Origin of the sequence: Dermacoccus sp. Tok2021 (assembly GCF_019895135.1) — a bacterium.
GTDB classification, from domain to species: Bacteria; Actinomycetota; Actinomycetes; order Actinomycetales; family Dermatophilaceae; genus Dermacoccus; species Dermacoccus abyssi.
Window position 1 is genome coordinate 46,467 of sequence record NZ_JAGTHU010000012.1, and the last position, 14,205, is coordinate 60,671.

Here is a 14,205-nt window from a genome sequence, read left to right on the forward strand (position 1 = left end):
CGCCAAAGCATTCCGTGACTGAGGTTCGCCTAAGACGTGAACCTGAGCGCCTGTCGTGGCAGGGTGGCGAGCATGGACGAAAACCAGCAGGGCGGGCTCGCCGAGCGGCCCGTCGAAGACACCGAATCCGCACGTCAGAACGGTGAGGACGGCGCATCGCCCGACAAGGGCTGGATGGCTGTCGTCACCGATGGGTGCGACGAATGCGGCTTCTCCCCGGACTTCGACGTCCAGACGACCGGGAAGCGCGTTCGCGCGACCATCCCCAAGTGGGAGGCCGTGCTCGACCGCCTCGACGCGCCGCGTCGTCCGGCTCCGGACGTGTGGTCACCGCTCGAGTACGCCTGCCACGTACGTGACATCAACGCGCTGTACCGCGGCCGCCTCGACCTCATGCTCGCGCAGGACGACCCGACGTTCCCGAACTGGGATCCGGATACGGTGGCCGTCGATTCGCGCTACGGCGAGGACGACCCGCAGGGTGTGGCCGAGGCCTACCGCCGTGAGGCGACGCAGACGGCCGACCAGTGGGACGCCGTCAGGGACGATGAGTGGGGTCGGCGAGGCCTGCGGGACAACGGTTCGACCTTCACCGTGGCGACGTTGGCTGTCTACTTCCTCCACGACCTCGAGCATCACCTCAAGGACGTGAGCGCCTGACGGAGGCTTGCTGCGTTCGCCCTACAGGCAGGCGGACGCTCGAACGAGAACGTGAGGAGGCGACGGGAACCGGGCGGTTCCCGTCGCCTCCTCACGTTGGTTCGGCTCGTGACGACGAGCTGATCCGCGGCGATCAGCCGTTGACGCGCGCCCACAGCCGCGGGTAGCGACGCTTCATCTCCTCGTCGTCGTCGAAGTCGCACTCCTCGCCGAGGTCGGGTTCGTCGGGGATGTCGCGATGCAGCGGCATCTGTTCGCCCGTGACCTCCTCGTAGGCGACGAAGGGCGCGCCTTCGAGTTCCTCGCACTCGTAGGCGTTCTCGTCGATCTCGCCGTCGGGCACGAGATCGACGAGCGAATCAGGATCGTCGATGACGGCGTCGAACGCTTCCCTGCCTTGGAGGATGAGCCAACTGCGGAAGTAGTCGAAGCTGTCGTCGCTGCATCCGCCGAGCAGGAGCGAGATGGCGCCCCAGACGTCCCACGAATAGGCGTCGTGCATGAGTTCGCGATGGCGCAACCACGCGTCGGCGATCTCGTCGGCGCCGTGCTCGGCGAGCGCGGTGACGAAGGCGTCGGCCTTCTCGTCGCAGTCGCCGTCCGGCACGGCGTCACGTGCCTGTTCGATGAGTTCCCAGTACTGCGTCCGGTCCATCGTGTGCTCCCGAGTCGAGGCTTTTCATCAGGCTACGACCGCGCTCGTGCTCGTGGGAAGAGGGTGAGGTGACAGCTCGGTCTCGACTTTGTCGCTGGGTCTGACGGCTTCAACCGCGCGCTGCGGCCGGAGCGTGGGCGTGCTCGTGGTCGAGGAGAAAACGCTTGGCTTCCTCGCCCCCGAGGTAGTTGCCGTAGCCGCCGTCGCTGCGCACGACGCGGTGGCACGGCAACACGATGGGCAGCGGGTTGGTGGCGCACGCCGAACCGACGGCGCGCACCGCCTTGGGGCGCCCCGCGTTCGTCGCCACCTGCGCGTAACTCGCGGTGGTGCCGTACGGGATGTCGGCGAGCTTGCTCTGTACCTCCCGCCGGAACGGTGCGCTCGACAGGCGCAGGTCGGTGCGCGTCTCGAAGTTCGAGCGCACGCCCGCGAAGTACTCATCGAGCTGACGGCGCAGATCGTCGGCCGGCGCTGCGGCCCGCAGGGTGCGGCGTCCGACGCGCTCACCGAGGCTCTCGAGCACGACGTCGAACCCTTCGCGCTCGAACGCCACACGGACGAGGGCATCGCCCTCGAGGGCGAGCAGCAGGGTGCCGACGGGCGAGTCGTGAGTGCACCAGACGATGTCGATGTCGCCCGAGCCACTCGCCGCGAGACGGGTGGCCAGCGTCTCCGTGTCGTGGATCTGTGCGAAGGCCGCGAGGCACTCCTCGAAAGCGGTTTCTGCCGGTGTGGATGTCATCGGGACTCCTCGGTGGGCGTGTCGGACGGCACGAGGCGAGCTCGCAGGGCGGCGACCGCGTCGGAGCCGCAGCGTCGCGCAGCAGCCGGGCTGCAATCGAGTTCGGCTGCAATCTCACCGAAACTCCACCCCGCCACGTACCGGTGGACGATGACGAACCGTTGCCGCGGCGTGAGCGTCACGACGTGCTCCCACACCTCGTCCGGGAGCGCGAGCTCGTCGGCGCCCGGAGCGTGGTCGCGACCCAGCACCCCGAGGAGGTCGGCGTCGTCGATCGGCTGCTCTCGCCGACGGCCACGCAGGACGTCGATGCAGCGTCGACCGGCGACCCGCACGAGCCACGCCTCGACGTTCGCTACCCCGTCGAAGGGGTAGGCCCTGAGCGCCGAGACGAAGGTCTCCTGCCACGCGTCTTCGGCGTCGGGGCCGGGGCCCAGGACCGAGGCGCACACGGCGAGCACCGTCGAGGAGTGGGCCTCGACGATCTCGTGGAAGAGCGGTTGGTTCGTCATCACCGGGTAGTCGCGCGACGGGGCCGAAGTGTGAGGTCGCGGCGGAAAGAAAGGTTCGACACGGCGGACGGAGCGATCAGAACAGGCGCGTGGCGCGCTGTTCGTCGCTCTCCTCGTGGGCGAGCAGCCACCGTTTGCACTCCAGCCCACCCGCGAAGCCGGTGAGCGAACCGTCGGATCCGACGACGCGGTGGCACGGCACGACGACGGAGACCGGGTTGTGCCCCACGGCCTGCCCCACACCCTGGGCGAGCCCCGGCGTGAGTTCACCGTCGTCGCTCAGGGCTGCGGCGATGGCGCCGTACGTCGAGGTGCTTCCCGGTTCGATGAGGAGCAACTGCTGCCACACGCGCTGCTGGAACGTGGTGCCCACCGGCGCGAGCGGCAGGTCGAACGTCAGGCGGTCGCCGGAGAAGTACTCACTCAGCTGTCGCGAGCCCTCCGTGAGGACGTCGTCACCGGTGCCCGTGACGTCGTCGCCGAACCACGCGGTCTCCGGCTGGTACTTCTGGCCGTCGAAGTAGGCGCCGACAACGGCGTCGGCGCTCGCGACGAGGAGCAGATCGCCGAGCGGCGTCGTGATGCGGGTGTGCCGGCGCGAGGGGCTCATTGGCGCTCCTCGATGGCGCCGGGCGGAGTCGGATCGCCGCCTGCCGCCCGCTCGCCGTGGAAGCGCTCCCACGGAAGCCACTTCCGCTCGAGTGCCGCCTCCGCGTCGATTCCGGCGCGCCCGGCGAAGACGAGCACCATGGCGAGCACGTCGGCGACCTCGCCCTCGAGGTCGGTGCGCAACTCGTCCGGGCTCTTGCCGCGGTTGCGCCCCTGACCACTCAGCGCGAGGTGCGCCTGGGCGAGTTCGCCGACCTCCTCGGTGAGTTTGAGTAGCGTCCACTCGGGCGAGCGCTCGACGCCGTAGTAGTCGCCGTAGCCCGCCGACACGCGTTCGACGCGCTCACTCCACTCACCGAGTTCCATGCCGTCATGCAATCACGCGGAACCGACAAGGCCGGCCCCGTCAGCCGAGGGCGAGTTGGAAGGCGTCCTCGGACCGCTTGTCGAACAGGACGAATCGGACGAGGTCGACGTTCTCGCACGACGCTGCCTGGACGGTACGCACGGCGACGCGAGCGACCTCGTGGACGTCCCAGCCGTACACGCCGGCGCTGATGGCGGGGAAGGCGACGGACCGGCAGCCTGCCTCGTCGGCCACCTGCAGCGATTCGCGGAAGCACGACTCGAGCAGCGCCGGGTCGGTCTGGCCGGCGTGACGGTTCGGGCCGACCGTGTGAACGACGTGACGCGCCGGCATCCGACCGGCCCCCGTGATGACGGCTCGGCCCGTCGGGAGGCCGTCCGGGTAGTCGCTCGCACGCACCCGCCTGCACTCCGCGAGGAGGTCGGGACCGGCTGCGGCATGGATCGCTCCGTCGACACCGCCACCCCCGAGCAGGCTCGAATTGGCGGCGTTGACGACGGCGTCGACGTCCTCCGTCGTGATGTCGCCCAGGGTGATCTCGATGCGTGGTGTGGCCATGGGTTCATCGTGCGCCTGACGGGGTGGTCGTCGTCAACAGTGCGTTGCCCGAGGCGGGTGCGCGAAGGTGATCTGCGCGACACCGGAGAGGGTCGCTGAGAGGCTCGTCACGCGGGTAGCGTGGCAGGGTTGACGTATGGGGTGAGAACCCCGTGAGAGCGAGGGGCGAACGATGACGAACGAATCGGTGTGGGCGGGTTCCTACGCCCCGGGTGTGCCGCTGCACCTCGACTACGGCACCGAGACGCTCGTCGAGCAGTTCGAGCGCGCCGCACGCAAGTTCAGCGACCGCCCCGCCATCGACTTCATGGGGCAGGTGACCTCGTACGGCGATCTCGCCCGTGACGTCCACCGCGTCGCCGCGGCCCTCGTCGAGATGGGTGTCGAAGCCGGTGACCGCGTCGCCGTGCTCCTTCCCGGCTGCCCCCAGAACATCGTGGCGACGCAGGCGATCATGCGCATCGGCGCCGTCGCCGTGCAGCACAACCCGCTCTACACCCAGGACGAGCTCAAGGCGCCGTTCGCCGATCACGGCGCGCGCATCGTCATCGCGTGGGACAAGATCACGCCGATGATCACCGACCTCGCGCAGACCACCGACATCGACACCATCATCTCCGTCGACGTGACGAAGGCGCTGCCGCTCGCGAAGCGCCTTGCGCTGCGCCTGCCGGTCGCGAAGGCGCGCGCCTCCCGCGAGAAGCTCACCGGCCCCGCGCCCGACGGCGTCATGGCCTGGGAGAACCTGCTCACGTACGGCGACCTGCCGATCTGGCACCCGCGCCCGAGCAAGGACGACGCCGCCGTCATGCTCTACACCTCGGGCACGAGCGGAACGCCGAAGGGTGTGCCGCTCACGCACGCGAACCTCGTGGCCAACTGCCTGCAGGGCAAGGCGTGGGCGCAGCTCGAGGACGGGCGCGAGACGTTCCTCGTCGTGCTGCCGATGTTCCACGCCTACGGCCTGACGATCTCGGTGCTCGCCGGCATCAACCTGGGCGCGTGCCTGCTCGTGCTGCCGGCGCCGGAGGTGCCGCTCATCGTCGAAGCCATCAAGCGCCGCACCCCGACGTTCGCTCCCGGAGTTCCGCCGCTGTACGGGAAGATCATCGAGGAGGCCGAGAAGCGCGGGGTGAGCCTCAAGGGCATCCGCATCGGTCTGTCGGGTGCGATGTCGCTTCCCGTCGACCTCGTCGAGCGTTGGGAGCAGGCCACCGGCGGCCACCTCATCGAGGGCTACGGCCTGACGGAGACGAGCCCCGTCGTCGTCGGCAACCCGATCTCCGCCGACCGCCGCGCCGGCTCGATCGGAGTGCCGTTCCCCGACGTCGAGATCCGCCTCGCCGACCCCGAGGACGTGACGAAGGACGCCCCCGCCGAGGGCCCGGGCGAACTGCTCGTGCGCGGACCCCAGGTGTTCGGCGGCTACTTCGGCCGCGCCGAGGAGACGCGTCAGGCGTTCCACGACGGCTTCTTCCGCACCGGCGACGTCGTCGAGATGGGCGCGGGCGGCTACCTCACCGTTGTCGACCGCATCAAGGAAATGATCGTCACCGGCGGATTCAACGTGTACCCGAGCGAGGTCGAGGGCGCCCTGCGTCAGCACGATTCGGTCGAGGACGTTGCCGTCGTCGGCATGCCTGCTTCGGGTGGTGGCGAGGACGTCGTCGCGGCCGTCGTCTTGGCGGAGGGGCACAGCGATGTCGACGCGAAAGCGCTGCGCAGTCACGTCAAGCAGACCCTCACCGCGTACAAGGCACCCCGCCGCTTCGTCGTCGTCGACGAACTGCCGACGAACCAGATGGGCAAGGTCCAGCGCCGCGACGTGGCCAAGCTCGTCGAGGAGAAGGAAAAGGCTGCCGACGCTCGTTGAGCCGGTGATCAGGTGCGGCGCGCGATGACGACAGCCTGAGGCTCGCGCTCGCCGCCGACTGCCGGACGCTCGAGCCGTGCGATCACCTCGAGCCCTACCTCCTCGAGCGCAGCTGACATGTCGTCCGGCGTACGCAGGTACCGAGTGAGGACGATGTCGTGGCCCCGTTCTCGGTAGGCGCCCGAGGCGTCGCGTTCGGCCTCGCCCGCCTGGAAGGCGACGAGGACGCACCCGCCGGCGCGCGTCACCCGCGCGAGCTCGGCGAGCATCGTCGGCAGGTCGCTGTCTGGGTTGTGGATTGTCGAGTACCAGCTGAACGCTCCGTCGAACGACGCAGTGTCGTGGGGGAGCGCGGTCAGCGTCCCGACGCGCGTGGTGAACTGCGCGTGATCACGGTGCGCTCGACGAATCATGGCCGGTGACAGGTCGACGCCCTCGACGTCGGCCCCGAACCGGGCGAGCAGCGGCAGCATCCGGCCAGCTCCGCAGCCTGCGTCGAGCACCCGCGGGCGCGCACCGTCAGCGCTGGTGAGCAGACTGACGAAGTGCTCGATCATGGCCACGTCGACCGGCTGCTCGGCCTCAGTGGCGCGGAAGTGCTCGGCGTAGAGGTCGGCCACGTCGTCGTAGGCGGCCCGTACGCCGTGCTCTTTTGAGGTCACGCGAGCGAGGGTAGCGAGCGTTGGGCAGACTTCGGTGCGGTTGGGCCGAGGCGGGCACTGCCCAGCCGCAGGTGAGTCTGCCCAACGCCACGCGAAACCTCTGAACACGCGCCGCGGGCCCACCCACCGAACAGGTGAGCGGGCCCGCGTCAGGCGAAGCGTGGGCGATCAGACGCCGGCCAGCTTCTTGCCGTCGCCGAGGTCCTCGCCATCGACTTCGGCGTTCGCGACGTCGTGCGCGTGGAACGGCAGCTCGTCGTGATCGAGATCCGGGTTGTCGTGCTGGGTCTCGACGAGCTCCTTGGCCTCCTCCTCGCTACCGACCGTCGGCATCGAACCGGGCAGCGGCCTGCGCGCCGATTCCTTCATGCCGATGAGGGCGATGCCGCCGAGGACGGCGAAGAACATCGTGTAGAGCGCCGGCGACGCCTTGCTGCCCGTCAGCTTGACGAGGGACTCACTGATCGTCGGGGCGGTGCCGCCGAAGAGCGAGACGGCGATGTTGTACGACAGGGCCATGCCGCCGAAGCGCGATGCCGTCGGGAACAGCGCCGGAAGCGTCGAAGCCGACATGGCGACGTAGAACGTCACGGAGAACGCCAGCATGAGCATCGAGAGCCACACGAGGCTCTTGTTCTCCATCATGAGGTACGCGGGGTAGGTGAACACCAGGGTGGAGATGATGGCGATCCAGTAGACCGGCTTGCGGCCGATGCTGTCCGACAGCTTCCCCACGAAGGGGACGGCCAGGGACAAGGCGATGAGGGCCGGGATCGTCGCGGTCGCGGCGCCGAGTGTCGTGTAGTCGTGGTTGGACTCGAGATACCCGGGCATGTACGACGTGAGCGAGTAACCCGCCGTGTTCGTGGCGCCGACCAGGGCCATCGCGATGAGCAGGGGGCGCCAGTGGTGCTTGACGATGCCGATGAGGCCGAGCTGCGTCTGCGACTCGTCGACCTCGTCGTGCTTCTCCGCGGCCGCGTTGGCCGCCTGCGTCGATTCGAAGGTCGGGGACTCCTCGATCTTCATTCGGAACCACAGAGCCAGCAGGCCGAACGGGATAGCGAGCAGGAACGGCACACGCCAACCCCAGTCGAGCATTGCGTCGTCGCCGACGCCGAAGCTCAGGGCGGCCACGACGGCGGCACCGATGGCGAAACCGAGGTAAGAGCCGGTGTCGAGGAAGCTCGCGAGGTAGCCGCGCTTCTTGTCGGGGGAGTACTCGGCGACGAAGGTCGTCGCGCCGGAGTACTCACCACCGGTGGAGAAGCCCTGGACCATCTTCAGGACGATGAGCGCTGCGAACGCCCACCAGCCGGCTGTGGCGAAGGACGGCAGGAGCCCGATGAGGCCGGTGCCGAGCGACATCGCGATCATCGTGATGGCGAGCGTCTTCTGACGGCCGATCTTGTCGCCGAGCGGCCCGAAGAACATCCCACCGAAGGGGCGAGCGAGGAAGCTCACCGCGAAGACGGCGTACGTGATGATCATGCCGGTGGTCTGGTCGGTGTTCTCCGGCTGGAACACCTTCGTCATCGTGGCGGCGAGGTAGCCGTAGATGCCGAAGTCGTACCACTCCATGAGGTTGCCCATGGTGGCGCCGGAGATGGCCTTCTTGAGGGGGCCCTTCTCGACGACGGTGACGTGGTCGACCTCGAGTTCGGGGTGTGCGCCGTGTGGTCCGTCCCCCACGGACCCGGCTGCTTGGCGGACGTCAGACATCGTTCCTCCTGCGCACACGCGGCGGACGAACCCGAACCGGGGCGCTGGGATAGCGAGCAGTATTCGTTTTGAGCGACCGTCAAGCAAACCGGCGCGGTTGCGACTTGTCCATTCGAAATGGCCTGCGAGGGCGCGAAATTCGTAGCGAGTCCCGCGAGCGACCCAAGGATGCCAACGCAATTCGTGAGTGGTGTGAAGTGCCACACACATAGAGCGACGATGCATCTTTTCGGGTCGATCGCGCGACCGATTCCTCGGCCGACGACGTTCCGGGTGTTCACCGGCCGTGGCGGTGAGTGACCTGCTTCACTCGCGGTTGTTACCCTTGGCCGATTTCGCGAGAGCGCGGGCTCATGGGCGCGCCCTCGGGGTCGCCGATTTCCACTGTCTACAGGAGCCACCATGTCCACGAGCGTCGATTCGCCGCCCCCGATGCCAGGAGGCGAAGGGAGCCTGCCCGGCGGGGCCGGCGACAACGACCTGCGCCGCGACCTCAAGGCGCGCCACCTCAACATGATCGCCATCGGTGGCGCCATCGGAACGGGCCTGTTCCTCGCCTCCGCCGGCTCGATCAAGGACGCCGGACCCGGCGGCGCGCTCGTCGCCTACGCCGTCATCGGTTTCATGGTGTGGCTGCTCATGCAGAGCCTCGGTGAGATGTCGACGTACCTGCCCCTGGCCAACTCTTTCGAGGCCTACGGCACGCGCTTCGTCAGCCCCAGCTTCGGCTTCGCGCAGGGATGGAACTACTGGATCAACTGGGCCGTGACGGTGGCCGCCGAGATCGCGGCGGCCGGCATCATCGTCAGTTATTGGTGGCCGGACGTCGACCAGAGGTTGGTCGCCATGGTCTTCTTCGCGGTGCTGTTCACGATCAACGCCGTGAGCGTCAAGGCATTCGGGGAGAGCGAGTTCCTCTTCTCCTCGATCAAGGTCCTCACCGTGCTCGTCTTCCTCGTCGTCGGGGTGCTCATGATTTTCGGCATCATGACCGACGCCCCCGGCGCGAAGAACTGGACGACGGGTGACGCGCCGTTCGTCGGGGGCTTCACCGGCCTCATCAGCATTTTCATGATCGCGGGGTTCAGCTTCCAGGGCACCGAGATGATCGGTGTTGCCGCGGGCGAGGCCGACGAACCGGAGAAGACGATCCCCAAGGCGATCCGAGCGGTCTTCTTCCGCATCCTGCTCTTCTACGTCGGCGCCTTCATCGTCATCGGCTTCCTCCTGCCCTACACCGACCCGAAGCTCGCGAAGTCTGCCGACGGCGACATCACGGCGTCCCCGTTCACCCTCATCTTCGAGAAGGCCGGCGTCGTGGGCGCAGCGAGCGTCATGAACGCCGTCATTCTCACGGCGATCCTTTCCGCCGGCTCGTCCGGCCTCTATGTGTCGACGCGCATGCTGTACTCGCTCGCGCAGTCCGGCAAGGCGCCCAAGATCTTCCTGCGCACGAACAAGCGGCACGTGCCGATGCTGGCTCTCCTCGCAACGGCCGGTGTGGCGCTGGCCTGCTACGGCCTCAGCCTCGCGTCGGAGGATGCCTACACCTGGCTGGTCAATGCCTCCGGTCTCGCCGGATTCATCACGTGGTGCGGCATCGCATGGAGTCACCTGAAGTTCCGCCGCGCGTACGTGGCCCAGGGCGGCGACATCGCCGACCTTCCGTTCCGCGCAAAGTGGTTCCCCCTCGGACCCATCGTGGCGCTCGTCATGTGCGCCGTCGTCATCGTTCTGCAGAACTCGGATCTGATCTTCGAGGGAACCGTGGAGCCGGGCGGTCTGCTCGAGAGCTACATCTTCCTGCCGATCTTCCTGGCCGTGTGGGCGGGCCACAAGCTCGTCACGAAGTCGAAGAAGGTCGAGCCCCTGGAGGCCGATCTCACGCGTACGCGCAACCACGACTGACGCTTCCGGTGACCACGAGACCCTCGCCTTCGGGCGGGGGTCTCGTGCATGTGGGGCGGTTGCGATCGGCCCACGCACACCCCTGCGGACGTGGTGGGTCGCACTTCGTCGGGGATAGCTTATGAAGGAGGTCACGATCCAAGGTTGCGCCGCCACGAGCAAGTGCTCCCATGAAGTTGGAGGTCCGAATGGCTGACCCGCACACGACCCGAGGCAACGCAGACGAGATCCACCAGGACGTCCGCGACGACGGGGTCATGACGACGCAGCAGGGGAGCGTCGTCTACGACGACCAGAACTCGTTGCGCGCAGGGGATCGCGGTCCGACACTCATGCAGGACGCGCACATGCGCGAGAAGAGTGCCCGAACCTGACTTCTGTGCACGCGTCGTCGCCGCGTGCGCGGACGACGCCCTCGTCGTCGGGCGCCGTCGGCACGCCGATCTGAGCGCTTTGGGGCGCGCGGGCGTAGCCGCCCTGGCCGCCGGTGAGCTCGCGGACGACCACCTTCCGCTCCTCGAGGAACCGCAATGGCTGCGTGAGGGTTACGCGCGCACCCGTGACCTCGCCGAAGCGGGCCCTGATGACTGGCGTTACGTCATCAGCGCTGTGCTCGCTCTACCCCGTGCGGTATTCACCGCGCTCGGCGGTTTCGACGCCTCACTCGTCGGCTATGGCGGTGAGGACTGGGATCTCGCGTACCGCGCCTGGAATGCCGGGATTGCGCTGCGTCACGTTCCGAACGCGGTGGCGTGGCACGACGGCCCGGACGCCGCCGGGCGTCAGGGTTTCGCAGAGGCCAAGGAGCACGAACAACTGGCCCTCGCGGAACGCATCCCGCAACCGTCGGTGCGGGGCCACGGTGGCGTGTGGCGTCAACCGCGCACCGTCGTGCGCTGGCAGGTCGGCGAGATGACGTCGAGCGCCCAACACGCCTGTCTGCTCTCGTGGTTGGCCCTCGGAGATGTCGAGGTGCGCCCCGATCGCCGCCTCCACACGCCGCTGGCTCGTGACCCGCGTGTCACCTTCTCGGGCGATGACGCTCTGTTGGCACGGGCGGAGTTCCTCGTCGAGATCGAGGGCGCCATCGAGCTGTGCGAGCCCGCAGAGTTCCTCGCGACACTGGGCGTCGGACCGCACGAGGCGCGGGGTGTGGCCGGTGCACGGACCCGGGACAGGGCACTCGGCGTCGCGGCCCGCCCGTTCGCCGAGGGGATCCTGATGTCACTCGACCCGAGCGCACGCGTCGACCTCGAAGCCCAGGGGCGTCGCCCATGACACGAGTGGACGCCCTCACCGTCGTCATCCCGGCTCGCAACGAGGTGCTCGCCTTACCTGCTTGCCTCGAGGCGCTCCACGCGTCGTTCCAGCTTGCCGGCCCACATGCCGATGTCATCCTGCGCGCGATCGTCGTGCTCGACTCGTGCACGGACGGCAGCGACACCGTCGTGCGCGCCGCCACCCAGGCGTGGCACCAGGCGGGGCGTGCCGCACTCGAATCGATCACCGTCATGGCCGGTGGTGTCGGGTTGGCGCGCGCCATTGGGAACGCGCGAGCGCTCGCACTTCATGCCGGGGCGGGTCACGAACCCGACACACTCTGGCTGGCCTCCACCGACGCCGACACCCTCGTGCCCGGCCACTGGATCTCAACGCATCTTTGCGCTGCCCGAGCCGGTGAGGACGCGCTCGTCGGCACCGTCGAACCGGACGCGACGCTGCCGCTGCACGATCGTGCCTTGTGGCTCGAGCGACACCACCTCGTCGAGGACCACCCCCATGTCCACGGTGCGAACCTGGGGGTACGGGCCTCGGCCTACCTCGCCGTCGGCGGGTACCGCGCTCTGACCCTGCACGAGGACGCCGATCTCGTCGGCCGCCTGCGCGCGGCACCCGGGGTGCGTGTTCGTGCGACCGACGCACACCGGGTGGTGACGTCGAGTCGGCTCGAGGCACGCGCGAGCGGTGGGTTCGCGACCTACCTGAAGAACCTCACACGGGGGGTCTCATGATGCGCATCGCTGTCCTCGCGACGAACCGCAACCCGCTGGTCGCCCCGTTCGCCGGAGGCCGGGAGGCACTCACCGCCGCCCTCGTCGGGGGTTTTCGCCGACGCGGTCATCACGTCGTCCTGCACGCTGCGCCGGGAACTCCCGCTTCGCTGGCCGACGAGGTGATCACCTCCCCCGAGCTGCCACGCCTATCGGAGGTGGCGGCGCTCGACCCCCAGGTGCCGGAGGCGCCCTTCCTCGCCGATCACACAAGGATTTCGGGCAGCGCGCCCGGACTGCGGGGGTGTTAATGGCATGGGTCGGGGGAGCCCACGTGGTGCATCAATGGCATCCGAGCGTGATGCCGCCCGTCCACCACCTCGTCGACATCGTGCGCAACGCAGGCGTGTATCGCGAGCGGTGGGGGGCCTGGCCGATGGAGGGGTGGCTGGCGCAGTTCGCTGCGAGCGGCTACGTCGTGTGGAGCGATGCGTCGCTGGAACTCACCGACGTAGGCCGTGCCGCTGCGGCGCAGGCGCGCTCGTAGATCGCGGCGTGAGCGCGAGCGATGTCGAGCCGCTGGGCTCTTCGCTGCTGCGCGGCGGCGCCGGGCGGTCGGGGCTGCGCCAAAGCGCGGGCGACGGCGTCTGCGACCGTGCGGGGGTCGAGCCCGCCGTCCGCACCGAGAGGGTAGAGCGTGGGCTCGTGTTGCTCTCGGTAGAAGCCGATGTCGGGGGCGACGACGCGTACGCCGAGGTCGTGACACATCTCGATCCATCCCGAGTGGGTGCCCCACCGGTAGGGCATGAGGCTGACGTCGAGCGAGCGCAGGTGGGCGTGGAGGGCAGCGTCGTCGTACGGCTCGTGAAGAACGAGATCGATGCGCCCGGCGTCGGCCAGCTCGTGCGCCAACCGGGAGACCTCGGGGTCGTGACTGGGATCCCGCGGGTCGTCCGTGACGGCGTGCATGGTGACGACGGGGTCGGCGAACTCACTCACGAGAGCGAGGGCGTGCAACGCTCCGAGAGCATCGACATTGGCTCGCAAACTCTTGAGGTGCACACCCACGCGCGGACGGGGCGTCGCGGGTGCGAACGGGGCGACCTCTGTTCGTGACAGGTCATCCAGCTCGACGATGTGAGGGTGCGCGACGACGTGCGCTTTTCTCCCCCAGCGTTTCTCGATGACGTCTCGAGCACCCTCGGTCAGAGTCACCACGGCGTCCGCTGACGGCACGAGCGCGTCCAGCCGATCGAGTTGAACGCGCTCGTCGGGGATGTGCGGATTGACCAGATCGTGCACGGTGACGACCAGTGCCTTCCCGTGTTCGCGCAACTCGCGCACCACCCGGGCCAATGCGTGTGGAGTGAACGACTCGAACCCGAAGTGGATGTGCAGGACGTCGAAGTCCGTAGCGTTTCGTGCGACCCAGCCCGGTTGGAGCATCCGCGGCGGCCACCAGCGCACACTGCCGTCCTCACCGACCACGGGTGGGTCGGCGAGGCGCAGGACACGGCGACCGGCATCGGCCTCGTCACCGGGCGGTGGCGCGAGGTGACGGACGTAGGGGTGGTCGGCCGGAACGGAGGCCACCCGCAGGGCTGCAGGTGGCCGTTCTCCGCAGATCACGAGGCGCGCAGATCCTCGTACTCGGGGTGCTTGCTGATCCACGAGTCGACGTACGGGCAGGTGGGCTGCACCTTCTTGCCGCCGGCGCGGATGTCGTCGAGCGCGAACTTGACGATCTGGCCCGCGAAACCGCGGCCTGCGAACTGCTCGGGGACGACGGTGTGCGGCATGTCGACGACGTCGCCGGACTCGCGGTAGTCGGCGATGCCGACGAGCTCGCCGTCGAGGAAGCCCTCAAAGCGGCCGGTCTCGGCGTTCTTCTGGACGGAGATGACATCACTCATGCCCCCACCCTGCCACGCGCAGGCTGCGTT

17 protein-coding genes are annotated in these 14,205 nt (G+C 68.4%); 7 read left to right on the forward strand and 10 right to left on the reverse strand.

The genetic code is table 11. From position 1 onward, the window contains the following. Positions 1 to 72: 72 nt before the first annotated feature. Positions 73 to 660, forward strand: a complete 588-nt coding sequence (locus K9D12_RS08440; protein ID WP_129664041.1) for a DinB family protein — start codon at positions 73 to 75, stop codon at positions 658 to 660. Between the two features lie 133 nt (positions 661 to 793). Here the strand turns inward: K9D12_RS08440 and K9D12_RS08445 are convergent, their stop codons facing one another. The 6 genes from K9D12_RS08445 to K9D12_RS08470 form a co-directional block, all read right to left on the reverse strand. Continuing rightward, positions 794 to 1,315 (reverse strand): DUF4240 domain-containing protein, encoded by a 522-nt coding sequence (locus tag K9D12_RS08445; RefSeq protein WP_223059935.1) that lies wholly within the window; start codon positions 1,313 to 1,315, stop codon positions 794 to 796. 109 nt (positions 1,316 to 1,424) lie between these two features. Then, positions 1,425 to 2,060 carry a methylated-DNA--[protein]-cysteine S-methyltransferase gene (locus K9D12_RS08450; protein ID WP_223059936.1) on the reverse strand — a complete coding sequence of 212 codons (636 nt, stop codon included), beginning with the start codon at positions 2,058 to 2,060 and terminating at the stop codon, positions 1,425 to 1,427. Then, positions 2,057 to 2,572: an RNA polymerase sigma factor gene (locus K9D12_RS08455; RefSeq protein WP_223059937.1), complete on the reverse strand. Its 516-nt coding sequence runs from the start codon at positions 2,570 to 2,572 to the stop codon at positions 2,057 to 2,059. The genes K9D12_RS08450 and K9D12_RS08455 overlap by 4 nt, the downstream gene beginning before the upstream one ends. A gap of 76 nt (positions 2,573 to 2,648) precedes the next feature. Then, complete coding sequence (locus K9D12_RS08460; protein WP_223059938.1) at positions 2,649 to 3,182, reverse strand: methylated-DNA--[protein]-cysteine S-methyltransferase; 534 nt, start codon at positions 3,180 to 3,182, stop codon at positions 2,649 to 2,651. Beyond that, complete coding sequence (locus tag K9D12_RS08465; protein WP_047310530.1) at positions 3,179 to 3,547, reverse strand: MazG nucleotide pyrophosphohydrolase domain-containing protein; 369 nt, start codon at positions 3,545 to 3,547, stop codon at positions 3,179 to 3,181. The genes K9D12_RS08460 and K9D12_RS08465 overlap by 4 nt, the downstream gene beginning before the upstream one ends. Before the next feature lie 40 nt (positions 3,548 to 3,587). Continuing rightward, positions 3,588 to 4,106: an O-acetyl-ADP-ribose deacetylase gene (locus K9D12_RS08470; protein WP_187036078.1), complete on the reverse strand. Its 519-nt coding sequence runs from the start codon at positions 4,104 to 4,106 to the stop codon at positions 3,588 to 3,590. Between the two features lie 172 nt (positions 4,107 to 4,278). Here K9D12_RS08470 and K9D12_RS08475 point away from each other — a divergent pair, with 172 nt between their 5' ends. Then, positions 4,279 to 5,979 (forward strand): long-chain-fatty-acid--CoA ligase, encoded by a 1,701-nt coding sequence (locus tag K9D12_RS08475; protein ID WP_223059939.1) that lies wholly within the window; start codon positions 4,279 to 4,281, stop codon positions 5,977 to 5,979. Between the two features lie 8 nt (positions 5,980 to 5,987). Here K9D12_RS08475 and K9D12_RS08480 read toward each other — a convergent pair whose 3' ends face one another. After that, positions 5,988 to 6,641: a class I SAM-dependent methyltransferase gene (locus K9D12_RS08480; protein ID WP_370633482.1), complete on the reverse strand. Its 654-nt coding sequence runs from the start codon at positions 6,639 to 6,641 to the stop codon at positions 5,988 to 5,990. A 168-nt stretch (positions 6,642 to 6,809) separates the two neighbouring features. After that, positions 6,810 to 8,363 (reverse strand): MFS transporter, encoded by a 1,554-nt coding sequence (locus K9D12_RS08485; protein ID WP_223059940.1) that lies wholly within the window; start codon positions 8,361 to 8,363, stop codon positions 6,810 to 6,812. Positions 8,364 to 8,795: 432 nt separating this feature from the next. Between K9D12_RS08485 and K9D12_RS08490 the strand changes: the two genes are divergently transcribed. The 5 genes from K9D12_RS08490 (at position 8,796) to K9D12_RS08510 (ending at position 12,573) form a co-directional block, all read left to right on the forward strand. Further along, positions 8,796 to 10,271: an amino acid permease gene (locus K9D12_RS08490; RefSeq protein ID WP_225911098.1), complete on the forward strand. Its 1,476-nt coding sequence runs from the start codon at positions 8,796 to 8,798 to the stop codon at positions 10,269 to 10,271. 188 nt (positions 10,272 to 10,459) lie between these two features. Next, positions 10,460 to 10,645 carry a catalase gene (locus K9D12_RS15155; protein ID WP_223059942.1) on the forward strand — a complete coding sequence of 62 codons (186 nt, stop codon included), beginning with the start codon at positions 10,460 to 10,462 and terminating at the stop codon, positions 10,643 to 10,645. Continuing rightward, a complete protein-coding gene (locus K9D12_RS08500) occupies positions 10,632 to 11,549 on the forward strand; it encodes a galactosyltransferase-related protein (RefSeq protein WP_223059943.1) in 918 nt (305 codons plus the stop codon). The genes K9D12_RS15155 and K9D12_RS08500 overlap by 14 nt, the downstream gene beginning before the upstream one ends. Beyond that, positions 11,546 to 12,283 (forward strand): glycosyltransferase family 2 protein, encoded by a 738-nt coding sequence (locus K9D12_RS08505; RefSeq protein WP_225911093.1) that lies wholly within the window; start codon positions 11,546 to 11,548, stop codon positions 12,281 to 12,283. Before K9D12_RS08500 ends, K9D12_RS08505 begins: the two co-directional genes overlap by 4 nt. Next, positions 12,280 to 12,573 (forward strand): hypothetical protein, encoded by a 294-nt coding sequence (locus tag K9D12_RS08510; protein WP_223059944.1) that lies wholly within the window; start codon positions 12,280 to 12,282, stop codon positions 12,571 to 12,573. Before K9D12_RS08505 ends, K9D12_RS08510 begins: the two co-directional genes overlap by 4 nt. Positions 12,574 to 12,733: 160 nt before the next feature. Here K9D12_RS08510 and K9D12_RS08515 read toward each other — a convergent pair whose 3' ends face one another. Next, complete coding sequence (locus K9D12_RS08515) at positions 12,734 to 13,891, reverse strand: glycosyltransferase (protein WP_223059945.1); 1,158 nt, start codon at positions 13,889 to 13,891, stop codon at positions 12,734 to 12,736. Then, the gene (locus tag K9D12_RS08520) at positions 13,888 to 14,175 is read right to left on the reverse strand and encodes a GNAT family N-acetyltransferase (RefSeq protein ID WP_047310523.1); all 288 of its coding nucleotides are present in this window, start codon (positions 14,173 to 14,175) and stop codon (positions 13,888 to 13,890) included. The genes K9D12_RS08515 and K9D12_RS08520 overlap by 4 nt, the downstream gene beginning before the upstream one ends. Positions 14,176 to 14,205: the final 30 nt, after the last annotated feature.